Origin of the sequence: Dyella telluris, from assembly GCF_014297575.1 — a bacterium.
Lineage (GTDB): Bacteria > Pseudomonadota > Gammaproteobacteria > Xanthomonadales > Rhodanobacteraceae > Dyella > Dyella telluris.
The window spans coordinates 395,729-417,798 of record NZ_CP060412.1; the positions used below are offsets into that span (position 1 = coordinate 395,729).

Here is a 22,070-nt window from a genome sequence, read left to right on the forward strand (position 1 = left end):
TTTATCGGGAACCCGGACCGCGCGAAAGGCGATCCGGAAAAAATTTTTGTGAAGAATAGTTGACAACCTACCAACACATGCCTAATCTACGCGGCTCACGCAGACCACTTTGCGAAGCGTGACACCTGCCCAGGTGGCGGAATTGGTAGACGCACTAGTTTCAGGTACTAGCGGGTAAAACCGTGGAGGTTCGAGTCCTCTCCTGGGCACCAATTATAGAAGAAGCCCGCAGCGATGCGGGCTTTTTCGTTTCCAGCATTTACGTATCGCCAGACTGTTTCGCCACGCGTGTCATCCCGCCACGCGCAGCGCGTTGAGTCCTCCCGTCAGCGAATACACGCTGCGCATGCCTTCGCCGCGCAGCAGCCGTGCGGCGTGACCGCTACGGCGACCGCTGGCGCACACCAGCAGGTAACGACCTTCCGCGAATTCAACCGCGCGCTCGCCCACCTGCGCGGACGGCACGTGCAACACCGCCATGACCGGCATCGGGTCAGTGGCCAGCTCCTCCGCTTCGCGCACGTCCACCACGAGATAGCCGGCGGCCACGGCATCTTCCAGGCGATCGAACACCAGGTCGATGTCGTCTTCCTCGATGGAGCGGGCCAGCGCCTGTCGCGCCACCTCGATGCATCCACCGCGTTCGGCGCAGCCATGCGCTGCGTCGATCGGCAGGTGCTGAATGGTCAGGTCGATCAGGTTCACCAACGACAGCGCGTGCGCGTTGGGCTGCGGCAGCCCCAGCAGCACCTTCAGCGCCTCGGTGGCCTGCATGGCGCCCAGCACGCCGGGCACGGGCCCGAGCACGCCATTGAGCACGCAACTGCCCACGGCTTCCGGCGCGGGCTCCTGCGGCCACAGGCAGCGCAGGCATGGCATGCCGGGCCGGGCGGCGATGAACTGCAGCTGCCCTTCGTACTGGTAGATGCTGGCAAGGATCAGCGGCGTGCCACTGAGCACGGCCGCGTCACTGCTCAGATAGCGACTGCGCATGTCGTCCGTGCATTCCACCACCAGGTCGAACTGGCGGAACACTTCGACTGCGTTGCCCGCGTTCAGCGGTTCCTTCCACGCCTGCACCTGGACGGTCGGGTTGAGCGCCGCCACGCGGCGCGATGCCAGCTCGGCCTTGTAGCCGCCAATATCGCGCGCGTCGTACATCGTCTGCCGGTGCAGGTTGCTGGCGTCGAGACGATCGCCGTCCACGATGCCCAGCGTGCCTACACCCGCGCCCGCGAGATAGCTGATCACCGGACAGCCCAGCCCACCCGCGCCGATCACCAGCACGCGCGAAGCGGAAAGCTTCGCCTGCCCCGCCTCACCCACTTCCCGCAGGCGCATCTGCCGCGAGTAATCGGGAACGAAGGGTTCCACGTGTGCGTGGTGCTGATGATCGTGATGGTGGTGGTGACCTTCGTGTTCGTGCTCGCGATAGACATGCGTGCAGGCCACCCAGTCCGACTCGCCGGTGACGTAGTGCTCTTTTTTCCAGATCGGCAGGCGATGCTTGATCTCGTCGATGATGTAGCGGCAGGCGCGGAACGCTTCGTCGCGATGCGGCGCGGATGCGCCGACCCATACCGCCATGTCGCCGATCTTCAGGTCACCCGTGCGATGCACGCAGCGTGCATCGGTGACGCCGTAGCGTTCGATGGCCTCGGCCACGATGCGATCACCTTCGACCATCGCCAGCTCGGCATAGGCTTCGTAGGAAAGCCCGTCGACTTCGCGACCTTCGTTGCTGTTGCGCACCCAGCCCTCGAACGCGCAGTAACCGCCACTGGACGCGTGGCGCAGCCGCTCGCGCTGGGCCGCCAGGTCAACCGGTACAGCAGAGAGTTCGAAGTGGCTCATCCGCCGGCCACCGGTGGAATGAAGACGATGGTGTCACCGTCGCTCAGCGCGCGATCCCACGGGCTGAACTGGGTATTCACGGCGACCTTCAAGGCATCGGCCATCAGCGAGAACCCGTGCGTGGCGCGCAGTTCTTCATAGAGGTCGCGCAAGGACGTTGCCGATGTGACCACCTGTTCGCCGCTTACGCCGGCTTGCTCGCGCAGCTGCGCGTAGTACTGAAGATTCACCACCGTCATGCCAATGACTCCAGGCGTTGTTGCATGGCTTCGCGCTCCTCGGGGGTGTTCACGTTGTCCAGCGCATCGCCGGGCGCGGGCAGCAGCTTGATGCGGGACTGGATGAGTGCCTTGCGCGGGCAGTAGCTGCCATCCTGATAGCGCTGCAGCAGCCGCGCATGGCTGGACGGTTCCCATATCGCACAGAGCGGCTCCGGCAGGCCGTCGTGGTTGCTGGTGAACACGGTGGCATCGGCCTGCGGGTCGCGTGCATCGATCAATTGGCGCAGCGTGCCGCTGTCCAGCAGCGGCAGGTCGCACGCCAGCACCAGCCACGCCGCGTCAGGGTGTCGAGCCTGTGCGGAAAGGATGCCGGCAGCGGGGCCGATGGCATCATAGGTGTCCACGATCTGCGGCAGGCCGGCACGCAGCGGGTCATCACGCTGGCTGTCGCGCACGGAAACAAAGGCACGTTCGGTCACCGCCTCCAGCAGGCGCCATGCACGCAGCAGCTGGGGTTCGCCGCGATAGGCAAGTATGGCCTTGTCCTGGCGCATGCGCTGGCTGGCGCCGCCACTCAGCAGCAAGCCGTACAACGGAGTAGGTGCCTGACTCATGCGGTCTCCACGGTGCCGAAGTCGCTTTTGCCGCCGGTCTTGGATACCAGCCGGATCTCGCCGATCACGATGTCGTGAGACATCGCTTTGCACATGTCGTAGATGGTGAGTGCGGCCACGCTGGCGCCGGTCAGTGCTTCCATCTCCACGCCGGTGCGCCCGCTGCAGGACACCGTGCAATCGACCAGCGCGTCCACGCCCTCCATGTGGATGGCGATGTCGCATTGGTCGATGGCCAGCGGGTGGCACAGCGGAATCAGCTGCGAGGTCGCCTTGGCACCCATCACGCCGGCAACCTGCGCCACGGTGAGCACGGCGCCCTTGGGCGTGACGTAACCGGCCTCGTGCAGGCGTTGTGCCACCTCCGCCGGGAAGGTAACCCGGGCGCGCGCCTGTGCCGTACGGCGGGTCACGGCCTTGGCCCCGACATCCACCATGCGAGGCTGCTGCTGGTCATCGACGTGGGAAAGCTGGGTGGACATCGAGGTCACGCGTCACTCCGGGTAAAACGCCTGGGGGCATTATCGACCCGGCGCAGGCGGGGGGAAATCAAGGATCTGTCTAAAAGGCCCTGCAGGACAGCGCCGGGCCCGATTTATCCGCCGATATAGTGCATTTCGATCTTGCGGACGACCCTGCCGTGGCGTTCGGCGCGCTCCTCGCTGTAACGGTCGCGGCGGCGCAGCCAAGTATCCCGCAGCAGTTGGCTGATCTCCTCGTCGCCGGCCCCGTCTCGCAGCAGCATGCGCAGGTCAGTGCCCTGGTTGGCGAACAGGCAGGTGTAGAGCACGCCCTCCGAGGAAAGACGCGCGCGCGTGCAGCCGCCGCAGAACGGCTGGCTGATCGACGAAATGGTGCCGATCTCGCCGGTGCCGTCCTCGAAGCGGTAGCGCGTGGCGACCTCGCCCGGGTACTTCGGCGGCACGGCGCGCAGCGGCCAGCGTTCATGGATCAGCTTCACCAGTTCCGCCGACGGCACCACGGCCTGCGGGCGCCAGTCGTTGCGGTTGCCCACGTCCATGTATTCGATGAAGCGCACCACGATGCCGCTGCCGCGAAAGCGTTCGACCAGATCCAGCACCGTGTGCTCGTTGACGCCCCGCTGCACCACGGTGTTGAGCTTCACGCCATGGGGGAAGCCGGCCGCCTGGGCGGCCTCGATACCCGCAAGCACATCGTCCAGCGCACCACGGCCACCGCTCATGCGATGGAACAGCGCAGGATCGAGCGTATCCAGGCTGATGGTGACGCGGTCCAGCCCTGCGTCGCGCAGTTCGGCGGCGTGGCGCGACATCAATACGCCGTTGGTGGTCAGGGCGAGATCGGTAATGCCTTCGATCCGGCGCAGGCGGTTTATCAGCTCGGCCAGATGAGGACGCAGCAGGGGCTCGCCACCGGTCAGGCGAAGCTTGCTGACGCCCAGCGGCGCAGCCAGCCGGCACAGCCGTTCGATCTCATCGAAGCTCAGCCGCTCGTCGTTGCGCAGGAAGGTGAAGTGCTCGCCGTACGTCGACTCCGGCATGCAGTACGGGCAACGGAAATTGCAGCGATCCATCACCGAGATGCGCAGGTCGTGCAGCGGCCGACTCCAATGGTCGACCGGCAGCGCGGCAGTCTCGTTGAGGGCATCGATTGCGTTCATCTCACCACCGGTAGAAGGCCGCCACCGTACCGGCGGGCGCCTTGCCCTGCCCCGGCGGCAACTGCACGAATCCCTGCGTACGTGGCAGGGAAGAAAAATCACCCGACGTGCGTGAAGGTACCGGATAGGCGACCAGGCGACCTGAAGCGTCGCTTTCCACGCGGGCGGGGAGAAAACTGGCCAGCGAGGGGTTGGCGTCCACCGCCTCGCTCAGGCTGACCAGCTCCCTGACCGGTGCAGCCATGCCCTGCGCCGCCAGCAAGGCGGGTCTCGCATAGCGCGTGGCACACACCAGCGCCGATACCGGGTTGCCGGGCAAGGCGAACACCGCCTGCCCGCGCGGGCCAATGCCGAACCACATCGGCTTGCCCGGCTTCTGTGCGATCCGGTGGAACACCTTGCGCACCCCCTGCGCGGCCAGCGCGGCCGGCACGTAATCACGCTGGCCCATCGACACGCCACCGGAGAGCAGCAATACGTCGTGCCGCTCCAGCAACGCGGCGATGCGCTCGCGAGTGGCCGCTTCGTCGTCCACGATGTGCTCCATCGCCACGCGGTCGAAACCATCCATGCGCAATGCGGTGCGCACGGCAGTGTCGTTGGAACGGCGGATCTGGCCTTCACCCAACGCCGCACCGACATCCACCAGTTCGTCGCCGGTGGACACGATGGCCACCGAAGGCACGGATGCCACTTCCACGTTCGCCACGCCGTTGGCTGCCAGCAAGGCCATTTCGGCCGGGCCCAGCCGCATGCCCGGCGACAGCAGGCGCGCGCCCTGCACGCAATCGGAACCGCGGCGGTGAATGAACTGCCCGGCGAACGGATGGCAGTCGTCGCCCAGCACATAGTCGTCGCCGTCGCGGCGCACCTGCTCCACCGGAATCACGCAATCACTGCCGTGCGGCAGCATGGCACCCGTGGTGACTTCCAGGCAGTCGCCCTCACCGGACAACGACTGCCGTCGCATGCCGGCCATCTGCGCCCCGGCCACGTGCAGGCGCTGCGGCAAGGTCTCCGACCAGAGGGTGGCAATGCCATCCATCATCACGCGGTCAAAGGGCGGATGGTCGTGCTCCGCATGCACGGATTGCCGCAGTACCCGCCCTGCTGCATCGTCCAGACGCACGCGCTCACTGCCAAACGAAGGCATATGTTCGGCGATCAAGGCTTCCGCCTGACTGACGCTGATCAATTCGCTCATGGTCCCTGCCATGCAAGGGAAAAAGGCTGCACGCCACGCAGCATAGCGCGCCCGTCAAAGCCCCAGCGCAACGGCCTTCACCTGTGCCCAGGCCGTGCCGCCCGGCGCAAGCGCCAGCGCGTGCCAGGAACGCCGGGTGACGCGCGCCAGCAGGATGCTGCCGCCCACATCCAGTTGCACGAGCACCTGGGAAGGATGGTCGGCGTCGGCCACGGCGACAATACGGCATGGCAACTGGTTGAGTGCGCTGGTGCCTTCGTGCGGGGTTGTGGTCAGCACCACGTCCCGCGCGCCGATGCGGCAGCGCAAGCGCTGGCCGACCGTTTCGTGGCGATAAGGCAACCATAGCCGCCCACCCGCGAACTCCAGCGCAATCAGTTGGTCGTGTGCGTCATAGTCCACCACCTGGCCATCGATCACCGCGCCCATGGCCTCGCCCAGCGCCGGCGGCAGGTCCAGCCGGGTCAACGTGTCCTGCAGCGAGCCCTGTGCGACCACGTGCCCGGCTTCCATCAGCACCAGGTGATCCGCCAGGCGAGCCACTTCATCCACGTTGTGGCTGACGTAGATCATCGGTACCCGCAGCGTGTCATGCAGGGCTTCCAGGCTGCCCAAAAGATCGGTGCGGGCCGTGCCGTCGAGGGCTGAAAGGGGTTCGTCGAACAACAGCAGTGCGGGATCGGACAGCAGCGCCCGCACCATCGACACGCGCTGCCGTTCGCCGCCGGACAAGGTATCGACGTGGCGCGCCAGCAAGGCGCGCAGGCCGAAGCGGTCGATCAGGCCCTCGCGATCCAGATGGGCAGGCCGCCCCGCGCGGCGAAAACCGAAGTCCAGGTTGCCCGCCACGTTGAGGTGGGTGAACAGGCCAGGCTCCTGGAACACATAGCCGATGCGGCGCTGATGCGGCGGCACGAACGCGCGATGCAGGGTGTCCTGCCACACCGCCGACCCGAAGCTCACCCGCCCGACAGCATCGCGCTCAAGACCTGCCACGGCACGCAGGCAACTGGTCTTGCCGGCGCCCGACGGCCCGAACAAGGCGGTAATGCCCTGCGCCGGCAGGCTCAGGTCGATCTCGAACGCCAGCGCGCCACGCCGCCAGGTGAGCTTGGCCTCCAGCCCGTGCGACTCAGTCATGCGCCTGCCTGCGCGTGCGCAACAGCGACATGGCGAGCAAGGCCGCGAATGAAACCACCAGCAGGCACAGCGAGAGCACGTTCGCCTGGTGGTATTCCCCCGCCTGCACGTGGTCATAGATGCGCATGGAAAGCACGCGCGTCTGGCCGGGGATATTGCCGCCAATCATCAGCACCACGCCGAACTCGCCCACCGTATGAGCGAAACCCAGCACGGCCGCCGTGAGGACGCCCGGCCACGCCAGCGGCAAGGCGACACTGAAGAAGCGATCCAGCGGGCCGGCGCGCAGGCAGGCCGCCACTTCCAGCGGGCGCCTGCCCACGGATTCGAAGGCATTGTGCAGCGGCTGCACCACGAACGGCAGCGAATAGATCATGGAGGCAACCACCAGCCCCTTGAAGGTAAATGGCAGCGCCGCCAGCCCCAGCGCCGCCATGGTCCGACCCACCACGCCGTTGGGGCCCAGCAACATGAGCAGGTAGAAACCCAGCACCGTAGGTGGCAGCACCAGCGGCAAGGCCACCACGGCAGCCAGCGGGCGCCGCCAGCGCGACCGCGTATGCGCCAGCCACCAGGCCAGCGGCATGCCCAGCAGCAACAAGAGCACAGTGACCGTACTCGCCAGCCGCAGGGTCAAGCCGAGCGCCTCCATGTCCGGTTCAGTCAGCAAGGCCATCGATGCGGCTCAGGGGGCGTTTTCCACGGGAAGGTTGAAGCCGTAGCGCGACAGGATGGCCTTGCCCTGCCCGCCCTGCACGTAACTGGCAAAGTCCTTGGCCAGCGCATTGGCTGCACCGCGCCGGGTGATCACGAAGCTCTGCTTCAAGGGCTCATAGAGCGACGACGGCACCGGCGCGGAACTGCCTTTGACGGGTGAGTTGATCACCAGCGACTCGGCCACCAGCCCCACCTGCGCGTTGCCGCTCTGCGCGAACTGCGCGGTCTGGCCAATGTTGTCGCCAAACACCAGGCGCGACTGCACTTTGTCCCACACGCCTGCCGCGCGCAGCGCCTGCTCGGCCCGCTTGCCATAAGGCGCATGCTGCGGATTGGCGATGGCGATGCGGCCGAAGCGCGGCTGCGCCAGGTCAGCCACCTGCACGCCCCGCATGTCGATGCTGGCGCTCCACATCACCAGATGGCCCAGCGCATAAGGGACCGGCGTGCCGCCCGCCTTGCCGTGTTCCACCAACTGCTGCGGGTAGTTGCTGTCGGCGGAGAAGAAGATCTCGAACGGCGCCCCCTGCTCGATCTGGGTCAGCAAATTTCCGGAGGAACCGTACACCACGTCGACCTTGCTCGCGGGATGATCGTGGCGATAGGCCGCGACCACTTCGTCCATCGCCTGATGCAGGTCCGCCGCTGCGGCAACGGTGATGTGCTCGTCGGCAGGTGCGGCCATCGACGACGAGGCCCACGCCACTCCCAGTGCCAGCAGGCCCTGCAACCAACGGCGCTTCATCATGTCGCTCCTTTCACCCGGCCGGGCAGAGGCGCCGAGAGTAGCCCAAGGTGGCCGGTGTACGTGTCTATTTGGCGCGACGATGGCGCACGCTGTCACGCACGTCCACGTCGAACAACAGGGTCAGCGGCTTGCCGTCCCCGCTTTCCAGCTCGAAGCTGAGTCCGTCGCGCGTGGGCAGCACGGCTGCGTGCTCGCGCACCGAGGCTTCGGGCAGGTCGATCGACCAGGCGTCCGGCTGCCCACTGAAGCGCGCCGCCGCTCCTGCCACCGCACGCACAGTGCAGGACAGCGACATGGTGTGCGTAAAGCGCGTGTGCAGCACCACCGGCTGGCCGGTCAACAAGGTGGCCAGCTCTTCTTCGCCAATGCGCACGCGCAACTTCTGCCCTTCAATCTGCAATTTCATGATGCGACTCCCGATGAATCGAGCACGCCGGGAAATGGCGCGCCCGAATGCAGGCCGGTAACGACCACCCGCGTCCCTGCCTCCAGCGCACCGCCTTCTTCGGACAGCACCACCCAGGCTCCGGCCTGCGAGAACGGCTGGATGCGGAACGGCTGCTGCTGGGCCAGCACCTGCGCATGCAGGCGGCCGGTTTCGTCCTGGCTCACGCTGGCGCGCAGGAAATGACGCAGGCCCGGCTTGGGCTGCTGCGGCGTATCGAGCATGGCGTGCCACTGCGGCTCGGGGCCCTGCCCGCGCATCGCGCGCAATACCGGCGTGATGAAGAACCGCAACCCCACGCCTACCGCCATGGGTGTGCCGGGCAAGGCGAAGACCATCGCGTCATCCAGCACGGCGACCAGCTGCGGCTTGCCCGGACGAATGGCGACCTTGTGGAACAGCACGCGCGCACCGAGTTCCGCCAGGGCATCGGGCACAAAGTCATAGCGCCCCATGGAAACGGCGCCGGTGGTCACGATGAGGTCGGCGCCGGCACCGCGCGCACGCTGCACGGCGCTGACAAAGGTGGGCCCGGTGTCGTCCACGGTTTCGCAGGACAACACCGTGGCGCCCAGCATGCCCAGGGCCGCGGCCAGATATGGGCCGTTGGAGGCGTAGATCTCGCCATCGCCCAGCGGCGTGGCCGGGTCGGGCTGCAGTTCCTTGCCGGTGCAGACGATGGCGACGCGCGGCGCACGCACCACCGTCACGCTGGCGATGCCCAGCGCCGCCAACAGCATGATGTGGTTCGCCTCGATGCGGGTACCCGCGGCGGCAACCAGCGCTCCCTTGGCGACATCGCTGCCGGCATAGCGCACGTTGGCCGCCGGCATCAGGGTGTCCAGCAGACGGATGCGGGCGGGCGAGCCATCCGCCCGGCGTTCGAGCAACTCGGTGCGTTCCACCGGCACCACGGCATCGAGCCCGTGCGGCAGCCGCGCACCCGTCATGATCTCCCACGCGCCACCGCCGGAAGCCTGGCTTGCGTCGCCGGCCGCCTGGGAGCCGTGCACGGCATGCTCGGAACCTGCCGCCAACGGGGTGGCTGCGTGCAGTGCATAACCGTCCATCGCCGAGTGGTCGAATGAGGGCAGGTCCATCGGGCTGGCCACATCGCAGGCCAACACCCTGCCAAGAGACTCGCCCACCGGACAGGACACCGCGTCCAGACGCCTGACGTGTTGCAGGAGTTCGTGCAGGGCGTCGGCGTAGGAGATCATGCGTGGCTGGGCCTGGGGCGTCGGGCGGGAGGAAATCCGTGCGGACATGCTCGGCGCGGTCGCCGTGACATGCAAGGGTTCAAGCGACATTGATACGATGCGAGGCGTCGACCGGGATGGCTCTTGTCCCGTGACCATGCGACGCCATGCCGCCTTCGCCGGAGGAACCGAGTGACCACGCCCGAGCGCGAAGAAACCTCCCGAGGCTACGCCGTGCGGTCCGTCGACCGCTGGCGTGATGGCGTCTCCACGCATGACGAGGACTTCGTCGCCGAGGAAGTCCCCGTCGCCATGGTCTACAACGGCGCGACCTTCGCCGTGATGATGGCCTCGCCACACGACCTTGACGATTTCGCCCTGGGCTTCTCGCTCACCGAGCGCCTGATCACCGACGCCTCGCAGTTGTTGCAGCTGGAAATCCACCCGTTGCTGGAAGGCATCGAGCTGGCAATCAAGGTGACCGACAACGCCCCCGGCGCGCATCTGGACAAGGAACGCGAGCGACTGCTGCCCGGTCGCAGCGGTTGCGGCATCTGCGGCACGCGCGACCTGGAGAACGCCATACGCCATGACGGTGCGGTAGGCGCCGGCCCCCGGCTGTCGCGCGAGGCACTGGAGCAGGCGCTGCGCGAACTGAAGGATGGTCAACCGATGAACCTCGCCACGGGCGCCGTCCATGCCGCGGCGTGGGCCGACACGGAAGGCCACATCCTGGTCGTGCGCGAGGATGTCGGGCGCCACAACGCGCTGGACAAGCTGATCGGCGCCATTCGGCGCGCGGACATCGATGTCGATACCGGCTTTGCCCTGGTGACCAGCCGCGCCAGCTACGAAATGGTCACCAAGGCCACCAGCGCGGGCATCAGCCTGGTGGCGGCCATTTCCGCGCCCACCGCGCTGGCCGTCGAACTCGCCCGCAGCGCCGGCATCACCCTGGTCGGCTTCACGCGGCCCGGCAGCCACAACATCTACACGCATCCCGACCGGCTACTGCCCGGCACCACTGCCTAGGCGGTAACCCGGCAGGAAACGCCCCCTGCCGACAGACCGGGGTGGCCACTTTTCGTCGCCATACCGCCGCAGTGAGCGAATCCGGCGCTTCACCTGACGTGCGGTAAGGCAAGGCCTGCCCCACGAGCGGAAGATCACTCCCAATCCCTTGCTGCGCGCGGCCATCGAAGTGTGCGCGCCGTTCATGGCTGGATATCCCTTCCCGAAACATCGAAGCCAATCCCTGCCTGGGATCGGATATCGCGCGCCTGCCTCGATGCCCATTCCGACCGACGGCGATCAGGTCAAACCCACGGAAAACCCATGCTCACACTGGACACGTTCTACATCGACGGCCGCTGGGCGTCCCCCGCTCCCGGCGCCACCCTGATGGATGTGATCGATCCCGCCACGGAAGCCCCCATCGGCAAGCTCGCCATGGGTGGCGAGGCGGATGTCGACCGCGCGGTCAGTGCCGCACGCAAGGCGCTGGCCAGCTGGTCCCAGACCAGCCAGGCCGAGCGCATCGCCCTGCTCGAACGCATCGTCGACGCCTACCAGGCGCGCTTCGACGATCTGGCCGAAGCGGTCTGCACCGAAATGGGATGCCCGCTGCCGCTGAGTCATGAACTGCAGGCCGCCATGGGTCTGGCGCACTTCCGGCTGACCTTGAAAGCCCTGCGATCCTTTGCGTTCGAGCATGCCCAGGAACAAACCCTGCTTGTACGCGAACCCATCGGCGTGGCCGCGCTCATCACGCCCTGGAACTGGCCCCTGAACCAGATCGTGGCCAAACTGGCGCCGGCCCTGGCCGCCGGCTGCACGGTCGTGCTCAAGCCCTCGGAAGTCACCCCGCTGAGCGCGCGGCTATTGGCCGATGTACTGCACGATGCCGGCGTGCCGGCCGGTGTGTTCAACATGGTGTTTGGCCTGGGCCCCGTGGTCGGCACCGCCATGGCGCGCCACCCTGATGTCGCCATGATCTCCATTACCGGGTCCACCCGGGCCGGCATCGACGTCGCCGTGAATTCGGCGCCCACCGTCAAGCGCGTGACCCAGGAGCTGGGCGGCAAGTCGCCCTTCATCGTCCTTGACGATGCCGAGCTGCCCGCGGCCATCTCTGCGGGTGTCCTCACCTGCATGTCCAACTCCGGCCAGACCTGCGTCGCCCCCACGCGCATGCTGGTTCCCCGCGCGACATACCAGGAAGCCACCGTCATCGCCGCCAACACCGCCCATGCGCTGCAGGTCGGCCCGCCCAGGGATCCCGCATCCAAGCTTGGGCCCATTGCCCATCGCGCGCAGTACGAGCATGTGCAGCAGATGATCGACAAAGGCATCAACGAAGGCGCCCGCCTGATCGCCGGCGGCCCGGGTCGACCAGCGTCCCTCGCCAGGGGTTTCTACGCCAGACCAACCATTTTTGCGGATGTGTCCAACGACATGGCGATTGCCCGCGAGGAAATCTTCGGCCCCGTGCTGGTCATGATTCCTTACGACACGGAAGAGGACGCCATCGCCATCGCCAACGACACGCCATACGGCCTTGCCGGCTATGTCTGGTCAGGCGACGCGGCACGCGCCCTGCGCGTGGCCCGCCGCATTCGCGCGGGAGCCGTGCAGATCAATGCCGCCCATATCGATCTCTCGGCCCCCTTCGGCGGATACAAGGCTTCCGGCAACGGCCGGGAATTTGGCCACGAGGGCATCGGCGAGTTCCTGGAGTGGAAGTCCATTCCCGGCGGCGTGATGTAACCGGGTGGCGGATGGCCGGTCTTCATGATCGCCCATCCGCTCGCCTGCTCGCTGGCGCGTCCGTCAGGGCCGACGGGTAGTACCACCGTCCACCACTTCGATAGTGGTTACGTTGCGCACCCACCGCGCGGGACGCTTGTCGCCAGGCACCAGCAGGCGGAAGGGCCCATCCTTGTCCAGCGGTTTGCCATCACGCGTATCGACCAGCAATACCTGGGTGTGTCCCAGCGTGGCGTCGAGATCAGCCAGCCCGAACACGACCTGATAACCATCGGCGCCGGTAACGCGCACGAAGGTCGCCAGCGACTTCCCGCGCAGCGGCTTGTCCAGCGACACACCCACCTTGGCCAGCACCTCGTCCAGCTTCACGCCTCGCCACTGACTCGCAGGCTCGTCGTGGGCCGATGCGGTGACTTCCTCATGGGCCATGCCAGCCAGCGCCTTCGCATCCAGCCGCAGCCCGGGGTTGTCGGGCGCTGACACCTGCACCCCTGAACCCGGGACCGCCATTGGCGCATCTGCCGCGTGCGCGGCAAACATCAGACACGCAGTCAGCACAAAACTACTTAAGTAGAACAACGACCCTGTCCGCTTCTTCATGTCCGGTTCCTTCATTACGGTAATTCACAACGCCTTCATGGCGACGAAAATCAGCGGCGCGTAGACTCGAACGAGCATGCATCGAAGCATGCTTTGCCGGCCATCGCCACCAGCGACGGCTGGGCTGATCCATGTCAGTGGTCCGGGGGACATGCCGGTTTAGTTTATCGCGCAGATCTGGGTAGAGCCGTCCTGCAGGAAGGAGGTGCGCGTGGAACCCATGAACAACATAGGTACGCGCAAACAGGAACGCACCACTTTCCTGCTGCTGCTCGTGCTGTTTCCGGCACTGTCGGTCTTGTTCATTGCCGCCTTCGGCTTTGCCGTGTGGTTCTGGCAGATGTTCGTCAGCGGGCCACCCCATGTCTGAGTCCCACGCTTCCCCCTCGAGGAACGCCATGCGGGATGAACACCATATTTCCAGCCTGGTCGTGCTGCACAGGCCCGACGCCATCGAAGCACTGAAGTCCTTCGTCGACGATCACGCCGCCCTGGACATCGCCGCACAGGGCGACAGCCGCTGCGTGATGGTGTGCGAAACCGACAGCCAGCGGGCAGTGATGAACCTTATCGACGCCCTGGAAGCCCTGCCCGGCGTCATCAACGTATCGCTGATCTACCACCACGTGGAGCCACACGCCGTCATGGACGACGTGATGGTAACGGGCGCATCGCCCCAAGGAGCCGACGCATGACACTGCCCCTGACCCGACGGGAATTCATCCGCAACACCGCCATTGCGGTCGCGGCGAATGTGGCCGGCCTCGCGCTGCCCGCCAGTGCCACCAATGTGCTGCTCGAGGGCGACCTGACCCAGCTCAAGTGGAGCAAGGCGCCCTGCCGTTTCTGCGGCACCGGTTGCGGCGTCAACGTGGCGGTGAAGGACGGCCGCGTGGTGGCCACGCACGGCGACCAGCTGGCCGAGGTCAATCGCGGCATCAACTGCGTGAAGGGCTACTTCCTTTCCAAGATCATGTATGGAGCGGATCGCCTCACCGCCCCGATGCTGCGCAAAAAAGATGGTGTCTACGCCAAGGACGGCACCTTCACCGAAGTGTCGTGGGATGAGGCCTTCGACGTGATGGCCCAGCAGTTCAAGCGCGTACTGAAGGAGAAAGGCCCCGAGTACGTCGGCATGTTCGGCTCCGGCCAGTGGACGGTGTGGGAGGGCTACGCCGCCAACAAGCTGTTCAAGGGCGGCTTCCGCAGCAACAACCTTGACCCGAACGCACGCCACTGCATGGCATCGGCCGTGATGGGCTTCATGCGTACCTTCGGCATGGACGAGCCGATGGGTTGCTATGACGACATCGAAGCCACCGACGCCTTCGTACTGTGGGGCTCGAACATGGCGGAGATGCATCCCATCCTGTGGACGCGCGTGACCGATCGCCGCCTGTCCAACCTCAATGTGAAAGTGGCAGTGCTGTCCACGTTCGAACATCGCAGCTTCGAGCTGGCGGATATCCCCATTGTGTTCACGCCACAGACGGACCTGGTGATCCTCAACTACATCGCCAACCACATCATCCAGACCGGGCGCGTGAACAAGGACTTCGTCACCAAGCACACCAGTTTCAAGCGCGGCGTTACCGACATCGGCTACGGCCTGCGCCCGGACAACCCGCTGGAGGTGAATGCGAAGAACGCGAAGGACCCCAATGCCAGCGAGGTGATCGACTTCGATCAGTTCGCCGCCTTCGTCAAGCCTTACACGCTGGAAAAAGCGGTGGAAATGACCGGCGTGGAAAAAGGCTGGCTGGAGAAACTGGCCGAGCTTTATGCCGACCCCAACACCAAGGTCGTGTCGTTCTGGACCATGGGCTTCAACCAGCACACGCGCGGCGTGTGGGCCAACAACATGGTTTACAACCTGCACCTGCTCACCGGCAAGATCTCCACGCCAGGTAACAGCCCGTTCTCGCTGACCGGCCAGCCATCGGCCTGCGGCACCGCGCGCGAGGTGGGCACGTTCAGCCACCGACTGCCCGCCGACATGGTGGTGACCAACCCCGAGCACCGCAAGCACGCCGAAGACATCTGGAAGATCCCGCACGGCATCATCCAGCCCAAGGCCGGCTACCACGCGGTACAGCAGAACCGCATGCTGCGCGACGGCAAGCTCAACGCGTACTGGGTCCAGTGCAACAACAACGTGCAGGCCGGCGCCAACCTGATGCAGGAGACCTACCTGGGTTATCGCGACCCGCGCAACTTCATCGTGGTGTCCGATGCCTACCCCACCGTCACCGCGCAGTCGGCCGACCTGATCCTGCCTGCCGCCATGTGGGTGGAGAAGGAAGGCGCCTATGGCAACGCCGAACGCCGCACGCAGTTCTGGCACCAGCTGGTGAAAGCGCCAGGGCAGGCCCGTTCGGATCTCTGGCAGCTGATGGAGTTCTCCAAGCGCTTCACCACCGACGAAGCGTGGCCGGCGGACATCCTTGCCGCCAATCCGCAATTCAAGGGCAAGACCCTGTTCGACGTGCTGTTTCGCAACGGCAACGTGGACAAGTTCCCCGCCACGGAGATGGAAGCGGGCTACGACAACGACGAAACGGCTGCCTTCGGGTTCTACGTGCAGAAGGGCCTGTTCGAGGAATACGCCACGTTTGGCCGTGGCCACGGCCACGACCTGGCGCCGTTCGACGACTATCACAAGGCGCGCGGCCTGCGCTGGCCCGTGGTCAACGGCAAGGAAACGCGCTGGCGCTATCACGAAGGCTCCGACCCGTACGTCAAGGCGGGCACCGACTTCCAGTTCTACGGCAACCCCGACGGTCGCGCGGTGATCTGGGCCCTGCCCTACGAGCCGCCCGCCGAGATGCCGGACAAGGAATACGACCTGTGGCTGTCCACCGGCCGCGTGATTGAACACTGGCACTCCGGCTCGATGACCATGCGCGTGCCCGAGCTTTATCGCGCGTTCCCCGAGGCCGTCGTTTTCATGAACCCCGATGACGCCCGTGCGCGCGGACTCAAACGCGGCGATGAAGTAAAGGTGATCTCGCGTCGCGGCGAAATGCGTTCGCGGGTGGAGACGCGTGGCCGCAATCGCCCGCCGCAGGGCCTGGTGTTCGTACCGTGGTTCGATGCCGGCCAGCTGATCAACAAGGTGACGCTGGACGCGACCGATCCCATCTCCAAACAGACCGACTACAAGAAGTGCGCCGTCCGGGTCGTGGCCGTCTAGGAGAACCAGCCATGCGCGACAAGTCCCTCATCATCATCGCGGCCGTGGTGGTCTGCGTGGCGGCTGTCATCGGCTTCGCCGTGGGTCGCAAGTCCACGCCCGAGCCACGCGTCACCGCGAGTGCCCTCACCCAACCGGCCACCCCGGGGTCGGCCGAACCGGCCCCGGCTGCTGACCAGATCGACGCCATCCGCCGGGGCGCCGCCATCAATCAGGAAATCGCCCCGCCGCTGATGGCTCACGTGGAAAACACGGACGTCAAGCGCAACCGGGCCTACCCGATGCAGCCGCCGACCATTCCGCACTCCATCGACAACTACCAGATCGACAAGAACTCCAACCGCTGCCTGCTGTGCCACTCGCGCGCCAACGCGGACAAATTCCAGGCGCCGCCGGTCAGCGTGACCCACTACATGGATCGCAACGACCAGTTCCTGGCCACCATTTCGCCGCGCCGCTATTTCTGCAACCAGTGCCACGTAGTGCAGACCGACGCCAAGACACTGGTCGCCAACAACTTCAAGGACATCGACACCATCCTGTCCGAAGAACACGACAAGAAGGCGAACTGACCATGTGGCAGCGACTCAAGCGCTGGCTCGTCGCCCTGTGGCAGACCGTTCGCAAACCCAGCGTGCACTACAGCCTGGGCTTCCTCACACTGGGTGGGTTCATAGCCGGCGTGCTGTTTTGGGGCGCGTTCAACACCGGCCTTGAGATGACCAACACGGAAGCGTTCTGCACGGGTTGCCATGAAATGCGCGACAACGTGTTCCAGGAGCTGAAAACCACCATCCACTACACCAACCGCTCCGGCGTGCGCGCCACCTGCCCCGACTGCCACGTGCCGCACAACTGGACGGACAAGATCGCCCGCAAGATGCAGGCATCCAAAGAGGTGTGGGGCAAGATCTTCGGCACGGTCGACACGCGCGAAAAATTCCTCGACCACCGCCTGGAGCTGGCCGAGCACGAATGGGCCCGACTGAAGGCCAACGACTCACTGGAATGCCGCAACTGCCACAACTACACGTCGATGGACCTGACGCGGCAATCCGAGCGTGCGGCGGCCATTCACAAGCGGTGGCTGGGCACCGGCGAGAAAACCTGCATCGACTGCCACAAGGGCATCGCGCATCACCTGCCTGACATGACCGGGATCCCGCAGGGCTGACCGCTGCCACCACCGTCCACGAGAGACCAGACCCGACGCGTTGGGTCTGGTCTGCCCGGGAAAGCGTTGGCTAACCCATCTTGCCCAGCACCGACTGCATCTCCGCGCCGGTGAACGCGCGCAACAGTTCGGACCGCGTATTTCCCGCGGCGCTGATGGTCAGGCCAAAGGCCACGGCGGACTGCTCATCGGGGGCATCGATAATGGTCACGATGTCGTACTGACCGAACGTCCAGTAGACGTCCCTGAGTTTGGCGCCGAACTTCCCGGCGACCGCCTGCAGCGCCTCGGCGCGCTTGGTGGTGTCCTTGATTGACCGCATGCCTTGCTCGGTCAGGTGCGTCAACGTGATGTACGTCGCCATGCTCGTTCTCCTGTCTGGATCCAGCGTGAGAGTGGAACGGTGGGCGGTACAGACACTGCGCCTGCCCCGGAACGCCAGGCTGCGCCTTGCCGGGGACGGGGCACCACCGGTGGCAGGGCATCCACGCCGCCGGGTCCAACGGTCGGCGACTATAGGCACGGCCTCGCGAGCGGCAGGTGAAGCCGGCAAACCGGGAGCTTCAGGCCCTCGGCGGCCCCTTCAGCTCGACCATGTTGCCCTGCGGGTCGTACAGGTAGATGGACGGCCCTTCGCCCCTGGCTCCGTAGCGCGAGCCGATCTCGCCCACGCGTACGCCATGGGCCTTGAGGTGGGCCACGATGGCGGCTTCGTCATAGCCCTCCACCTGCAGGCACAGGTGATCCATGTTGTGGCCCTGCTGGCCCGGACCCGCGCCACCCAGCCGGCCGAGCTTGCCGTCCAGTGCCACCAGGTCAATCAGGGAGTCGCCGGCACGCAGCTGTACCAGGCCGATCTCGTCCTGCCGGCGTTCCTCCCGGCAGCCCAGTACGTCGCAATAGAAGCGCCGCATGGCATCCATGTCGGCCACGCGTAGTACCACATGGTCGATCCGGGCCAGTTGGAACGGGGGCTGGGACATGGGGAGGCTCCGTAGATGGTCTTCTCGAGAGGCTCGATCAACCGGGCAGTTGGCTCGTCATCCCCGCGAAGGCGGGGACCCAGCGCCTTTTCCTTTCTGCGGTGGCATGGAAAGGCACTGGATTCCCGCCTTCGCGGGAATGACGGGCGATGGGATGGCTCGCGATCTTAAGTCCTTTGAGACCAGGGCCGCACCGTGGCTGAAGCCATGGCCCGTCGGGGAGGCAAACGCGGCCAAGGCACCTTATAATCGTCAATTAGCGTGTGGTGGGAGAAGCGGTGCGAACCGCTGCCGAAGGCGCAAACGCCCGTAATCGCTCAGGCCCCAGACCATCACCCGCATCAACACTCTGGAGAGACCGGTTCAATCCGGCGCCGAAGGGGCACGAGGCCCGGGTCACCCGCCCGGTCTTCCAAACTCTCAGGCAAAAGGACAGAGGGGCGCTTTGCGTGCGGCTTGCACGTTCGGCCGTTTACGGCCCCGCTCTTCCATTGTCACTCCGGATGCCCCTGCCATGAGTCAGAACGCCAATCCTTCCCTGCGCGACCTCGAGCACCACGACGCCTTCATCGAGCGTCATATCGGCCCCAACGAAGCAGAAATCGCCACCATGCTGGCGCTGCTGGGCTACGAATCGCTGGAAGCGATGACCGACGCCATCGTGCCGGGCAAGATCAAGTCGCCGGCCCCGCTGGCCCTGCCCTCGCCGATCAGCGAAGTGGAAGCGATCGCCAAGATCCGCGCCATCGCCGACAAGAACCAGGTGCTCAAGAGCTTCATCGGCCAAGGCTACTACGGCACGCTGACCCCGAACGTCATCCTGCGCAACATCCTGGAGAACCCGGCGTGGTACACGGCCTATACGCCGTACCAGGCGGAAATCTCGCAGGGCCGCATGGAAGCGCTGATCAACTTCCAGACCATGTGCGCCGACCTCACCGGCATGGAGATCGCCAACGCGTCCCTGCTCGATGAAGGCACCGCCGCCGCCGAAGCCATGACGCTGGCCAAGCGTTCGGCCAAGTCCAAGTCCAACGTGTTCTTCGTTTCCAACGCCGTGCATCCGCAGACGCTGGAAGTGATCAAGACCCGCGCCGAGGCCATGGGCATCGACCTGCACATCGGCGACGACAGCGATGCGACCACGGTCGACAGCTACGGCGTACTGCTGCAGTACCCCAACACCTTCGGCCAGATCAACGACTACAAGGCGCTGGCCGATGCCGTCCACAAGCGCCACGGCGTGGTCTGCGTGGCCACCGACCTGCTCGCGCTGACGCTGATCGCCGCGCCGGGTGAATGGGGCGCCGACATCGTGGTGGGCAACACCCAGCGCTTCGGCGTGCCGTTCGGCTTCGGCGGCCCGCACGCCGCCTTCATGGCCTGCCGCGACAGCTACAAGCGCTCCATGCCGGGCCGCCTGATCGGCGTGTCCATCGACGCCGAAGGCAAGCCGGCCTACCGCCTGACGCTGCAGACGCGCGAGCAGCACATCCGCCGCGAGAAGGCCACGTCCAACATCTGTACCGCGCAGGTGCTGCTGGCCGTGATGGCGAGCATGTATGCCGTGTACCACGGTCCGGAAGGCCTGACCCGCATCGCCCGCCGCGTGCATCGCCTGGCTTCGATCCTGTTCGTGTCGCTGCGCCAGGCCGGCATCGCCGCCAACACGCACTTCTTCGACACCCTGCACGTCACCGGCGTGGACGCCGCCGCGCTGCACGCCAAGGCCCGCGCTGCCGGCTTCAACCTGCGCGCCATCGATGCGAACAGCGTTGGCGTTGCCCTGGACGAAACCACCACCCGCGCCGACGTCATCGCCCTGACGGAAGTGTTCGGCGCCAAGATCACCGACATCGACGCACTCGATGCCAGCGTGCACGACGCCCTGCCGCCGCAGCTGGTGCGCACCACCAAGTTCCTGACCCATCCGGCGTTCAACACGCACCACAGCGAGCACGAGCTGCTGCGCTACATGCGTTCGCTGGCCGACAAGGATCTGGCGATGGATCGCACCATGATCCCGCTGGGCAGCTGCACCATGAAGCTCAACGCCACCGCCGAAATGATCCCGGTGACGTGGCCGGAATTCGCCAACATCCATCCGCTGGCGCCGGCCGACCAGGCCGTTGGCTACAAGCAGCTGATCGACGAGCTGGAAGCCATGCTGGTCGAGTGCACCGGCTATGACGCCGTCAGCCTGCAGCCGAACTCCGGCGCGCAGGGCGAATACGCCGGCCTGCTCGCCATCCGCGCCTACCACCGCTCGCGCGGCCAGGGCCATCGCGACATCTGCCTGATCCCTGAATCCGCGCACGGCACCAACCCCGCTTCCGCGCAGATGTGCGGCATGCAGGTGGTGGTGACCAAGTGCGACGCGAACGGCAACGTGGACGTGGCCGACATCCAGCGCGCTGCCGAGAAGTTCAGCGACCGCCTTGCTGCCCTGATGATCACCTACCCGTCCACGCACGGCGTGTTCGAGGAAGACATCGTCAAGATCTGCGAGATCGTGCATGAGCACGGCGGCCAGGTGTACACCGACGGCGCCAACATGAATGCGCTGGTTGGCGTGGCCAAGCCGGGCAAGTGGGGTTCGGACGTCTCGCACCTCAACCTGCACAAGACCTTCTGCATCCCGCACGGCGGTGGCGGCCCGGGCGTGGGCCCGTGTGCGGTCAAGTCGCACCTCGCGCCGTTCCTGCCGCGTACGTTCGGCGGCGAAGGCGACGTGGGCATGGTCTCGGCCGCCAGCTTCGGCTCGGCCTCCATCCTGCCGATCAGCTGGATGTACATCACCATGATGGGCGCCGCCGGCCTGCGCCGCGCCACCCAGGTGGCCCTGCTCAACGCCAACTACATCGCCAAGCGCCTGGCGCCGCACTACGAGACGCTCTACACCGGCCGCAACGGCCTGGTGGCGCATGAGTGCATCCTCGACCTGCGCCCGCTCAAGGACGCCACCGGCATCGGTGCGGAAGACGTGGCCAAGCGCCTTATCGACTTCGGCTTCCACGCCCCGACGCTGAGCTTCCCGGTGGCCGGCACGCTGATGGTCGAGCCGACCGAAAGCGAATCGCAGTACGAGCTCGATCGCTTCATCGACGCGATGATCCAGATCCGCGACGAAATCCGCGCTGTGGACGAAGGCAAGCTCGATCGCGAAGACAACCCGCTCAAGCACGCCCCGCACACCGCCGTGATGGTGTCGGCCAGCGAGTGGACCCACGCCTACCCGCGTGAGCTCGCTGCCTTCCCGCTGCCCAGCCTGAAGTTCCAGAAGTACTGGTCGCCGGTGGCCCGCGTGGACAACGTCTACGGCGACAAGAACGTGTTCTGCAGCTGCGTGCCGGTGGAAGCGTTCAAGGGCGAGATCGAAGCCTTCAGCGAGCCGAACGTGGCGTAATCGCGCTCCGCAATAGATGCATCAAAAAAGGGCCCCGCAAGGGGCCCTTTCTATTTCTACGTCCAAAGTTCCGCGGGTCGGGTGGCACGTCAAACAATCACCCCCATCTAAAGAACCAGATCACGCCGACAGGCTGGATTGGTCGATTCCTTCATTGAGCGAAT

Annotated in this window: 22 protein-coding genes, 1 tRNA gene and 1 riboswitch; of the genes, 9 read left to right on the plus strand and 14 right to left on the minus strand. The window is 65.7% G+C overall.

The window, feature by feature from the left end:
• Window positions 1–127 precede the first annotated feature (127 nt).
• A tRNA-Leu gene (locus tag H8F01_RS01950) sits at window positions 128–212 on the plus strand.
• A gap of 79 nt (window positions 213–291) precedes the next feature.
• On the opposite strand, the gene H8F01_RS01955 is transcribed toward H8F01_RS01950, so the two are convergent.
• From H8F01_RS01955 to H8F01_RS02005, 11 genes are all read right to left on the minus strand, one after another.
• Window positions 292–1,854, minus strand: a complete 1,563-nt coding sequence (locus H8F01_RS01955) for a ThiF family adenylyltransferase (RefSeq protein ID WP_187057421.1) — start codon at window positions 1,852–1,854, stop codon at window positions 292–294.
• Window positions 1,851–2,093, minus strand: coding sequence for a MoaD/ThiS family protein (locus H8F01_RS01960; protein ID WP_187057422.1), 243 nt, complete (start codon window positions 2,091–2,093; stop codon window positions 1,851–1,853). Before H8F01_RS01960 ends, H8F01_RS01955 begins: the two co-directional genes overlap by 4 nt.
• Window positions 2,090–2,689: an NTP transferase domain-containing protein gene (locus H8F01_RS01965; protein ID WP_187057423.1), complete on the minus strand. Its 600-nt coding sequence runs from the start codon at window positions 2,687–2,689 to the stop codon at window positions 2,090–2,092. Before H8F01_RS01965 ends, H8F01_RS01960 begins: the two co-directional genes overlap by 4 nt.
• A complete protein-coding gene (moaC, locus tag H8F01_RS01970; protein ID WP_187059101.1) occupies window positions 2,686–3,171 on the minus strand; it encodes a cyclic pyranopterin monophosphate synthase MoaC in 486 nt (161 codons plus the stop codon). The genes H8F01_RS01965 and moaC overlap by 4 nt, the downstream gene beginning before the upstream one ends.
• 113 nt (window positions 3,172–3,284) lie before the next feature.
• Window positions 3,285–4,331: a GTP 3',8-cyclase MoaA gene (gene moaA, locus H8F01_RS01975; RefSeq protein ID WP_187057424.1), complete on the minus strand. Its 1,047-nt coding sequence runs from the start codon at window positions 4,329–4,331 to the stop codon at window positions 3,285–3,287.
• Window position 4,332: 1 nt separating this feature from the next.
• The gene (locus H8F01_RS01980) at window positions 4,333–5,535 is read right to left on the minus strand and encodes a molybdopterin molybdotransferase MoeA (protein ID WP_187057425.1); all 1,203 of its coding nucleotides are present in this window, start codon (window positions 5,533–5,535) and stop codon (window positions 4,333–4,335) included.
• Between the two features lie 54 nt (window positions 5,536–5,589).
• On the minus strand, window positions 5,590–6,675 hold the full coding sequence (gene modC, locus H8F01_RS01985) for a molybdenum ABC transporter ATP-binding protein (RefSeq protein WP_187057426.1): 1,086 nt from the start codon (window positions 6,673–6,675) through the stop codon (window positions 5,590–5,592).
• Window positions 6,668–7,351: a molybdate ABC transporter permease subunit gene (gene modB / locus H8F01_RS01990; protein ID WP_187057427.1), complete on the minus strand. Its 684-nt coding sequence runs from the start codon at window positions 7,349–7,351 to the stop codon at window positions 6,668–6,670. Before modB ends, modC begins: the two co-directional genes overlap by 8 nt.
• Window positions 7,352–7,360: 9 nt before the next feature.
• Window positions 7,361–8,140, minus strand: coding sequence for a molybdate ABC transporter substrate-binding protein (gene modA, locus H8F01_RS01995; protein WP_238481110.1), 780 nt, complete (start codon window positions 8,138–8,140; stop codon window positions 7,361–7,363).
• 64 nt (window positions 8,141–8,204) lie between these two features.
• Window positions 8,205–8,546, minus strand: a complete 342-nt coding sequence (locus tag H8F01_RS02000) for a DUF7009 family protein (RefSeq protein ID WP_187057428.1) — start codon at window positions 8,544–8,546, stop codon at window positions 8,205–8,207.
• Entirely contained in the window at window positions 8,543–9,805 is a 1,263-nt protein-coding gene (locus H8F01_RS02005; RefSeq protein WP_187059103.1) for a molybdopterin molybdotransferase MoeA, read from the minus strand. Before H8F01_RS02005 ends, H8F01_RS02000 begins: the two co-directional genes overlap by 4 nt.
• 171 nt (window positions 9,806–9,976) lie before the next feature.
• Here H8F01_RS02005 and fdhD point away from each other — a divergent pair, with 171 nt between their 5' ends.
• On the plus strand, window positions 9,977–10,816 hold the full coding sequence (gene fdhD / locus H8F01_RS02010) for a formate dehydrogenase accessory sulfurtransferase FdhD (protein WP_187057429.1): 840 nt from the start codon (window positions 9,977–9,979) through the stop codon (window positions 10,814–10,816).
• Window positions 10,817–11,119: 303 nt separating this feature from the next.
• On the plus strand, window positions 11,120–12,550 hold the full coding sequence (locus H8F01_RS02015; protein ID WP_187057430.1) for an aldehyde dehydrogenase family protein: 1,431 nt from the start codon (window positions 11,120–11,122) through the stop codon (window positions 12,548–12,550).
• A 63-nt stretch (window positions 12,551–12,613) separates the two neighbouring features.
• On the opposite strand, the gene H8F01_RS02020 is transcribed toward H8F01_RS02015, so the two are convergent.
• The gene (locus H8F01_RS02020) at window positions 12,614–13,033 is read right to left on the minus strand and encodes a molybdopterin-dependent oxidoreductase (RefSeq protein ID WP_187057431.1); all 420 of its coding nucleotides are present in this window, start codon (window positions 13,031–13,033) and stop codon (window positions 12,614–12,616) included.
• A gap of 337 nt (window positions 13,034–13,370) precedes the next feature.
• On the opposite strand from H8F01_RS02020, the gene H8F01_RS02025 reads away from it, so the two are divergent.
• Genes H8F01_RS02025 through H8F01_RS02045 form a run of 5 tightly spaced genes read left to right on the plus strand, consistent with a single transcriptional unit; the run spans window position 13,371 to window position 17,517 of the window.
• The gene (locus H8F01_RS02025) at window positions 13,371–13,520 is read left to right on the plus strand and encodes a nitrate reductase (RefSeq protein WP_187059104.1); all 150 of its coding nucleotides are present in this window, start codon (window positions 13,371–13,373) and stop codon (window positions 13,518–13,520) included.
• Between the two features lie 28 nt (window positions 13,521–13,548).
• Window positions 13,549–13,845 (plus strand): chaperone NapD, encoded by a 297-nt coding sequence (locus H8F01_RS02030; protein ID WP_187057432.1) that lies wholly within the window; start codon window positions 13,549–13,551, stop codon window positions 13,843–13,845.
• Window positions 13,842–16,343 (plus strand): periplasmic nitrate reductase subunit alpha, encoded by a 2,502-nt coding sequence (napA, locus tag H8F01_RS02035; protein ID WP_238481112.1) that lies wholly within the window; start codon window positions 13,842–13,844, stop codon window positions 16,341–16,343. The genes H8F01_RS02030 and napA overlap by 4 nt, the downstream gene beginning before the upstream one ends.
• Window positions 16,344–16,354: 11 nt before the next feature.
• Window positions 16,355–16,915: a nitrate reductase cytochrome c-type subunit gene (locus tag H8F01_RS02040; protein WP_222615712.1), complete on the plus strand. Its 561-nt coding sequence runs from the start codon at window positions 16,355–16,357 to the stop codon at window positions 16,913–16,915.
• A gap of 2 nt (window positions 16,916–16,917) precedes the next feature.
• Window positions 16,918–17,517, plus strand: a complete 600-nt coding sequence (locus H8F01_RS02045) for a cytochrome c3 family protein (RefSeq protein ID WP_187057433.1) — start codon at window positions 16,918–16,920, stop codon at window positions 17,515–17,517.
• Between the two features lie 70 nt (window positions 17,518–17,587).
• Here the strand turns inward: H8F01_RS02045 and H8F01_RS02050 are convergent, their stop codons facing one another.
• The gene (locus tag H8F01_RS02050) at window positions 17,588–17,881 is read right to left on the minus strand and encodes a GYD domain-containing protein (RefSeq protein WP_187057434.1); all 294 of its coding nucleotides are present in this window, start codon (window positions 17,879–17,881) and stop codon (window positions 17,588–17,590) included.
• Window positions 17,882–18,080: 199 nt separating this feature from the next.
• Entirely contained in the window at window positions 18,081–18,500 is a 420-nt protein-coding gene (locus tag H8F01_RS02055) for a VOC family protein (protein WP_187057435.1), read from the minus strand.
• Between the two features lie 339 nt (window positions 18,501–18,839).
• A riboswitch (glycine riboswitch) is annotated at window positions 18,840–18,946 on the plus strand.
• Between the two features lie 68 nt (window positions 18,947–19,014).
• Between H8F01_RS02055 and gcvP the strand changes: the two genes are divergently transcribed.
• Window positions 19,015–21,906: an aminomethyl-transferring glycine dehydrogenase gene (gene gcvP, locus H8F01_RS02060; protein WP_187057436.1), complete on the plus strand. Its 2,892-nt coding sequence runs from the start codon at window positions 19,015–19,017 to the stop codon at window positions 21,904–21,906.
• Window positions 21,907–22,070 lie beyond the last annotated feature (164 nt).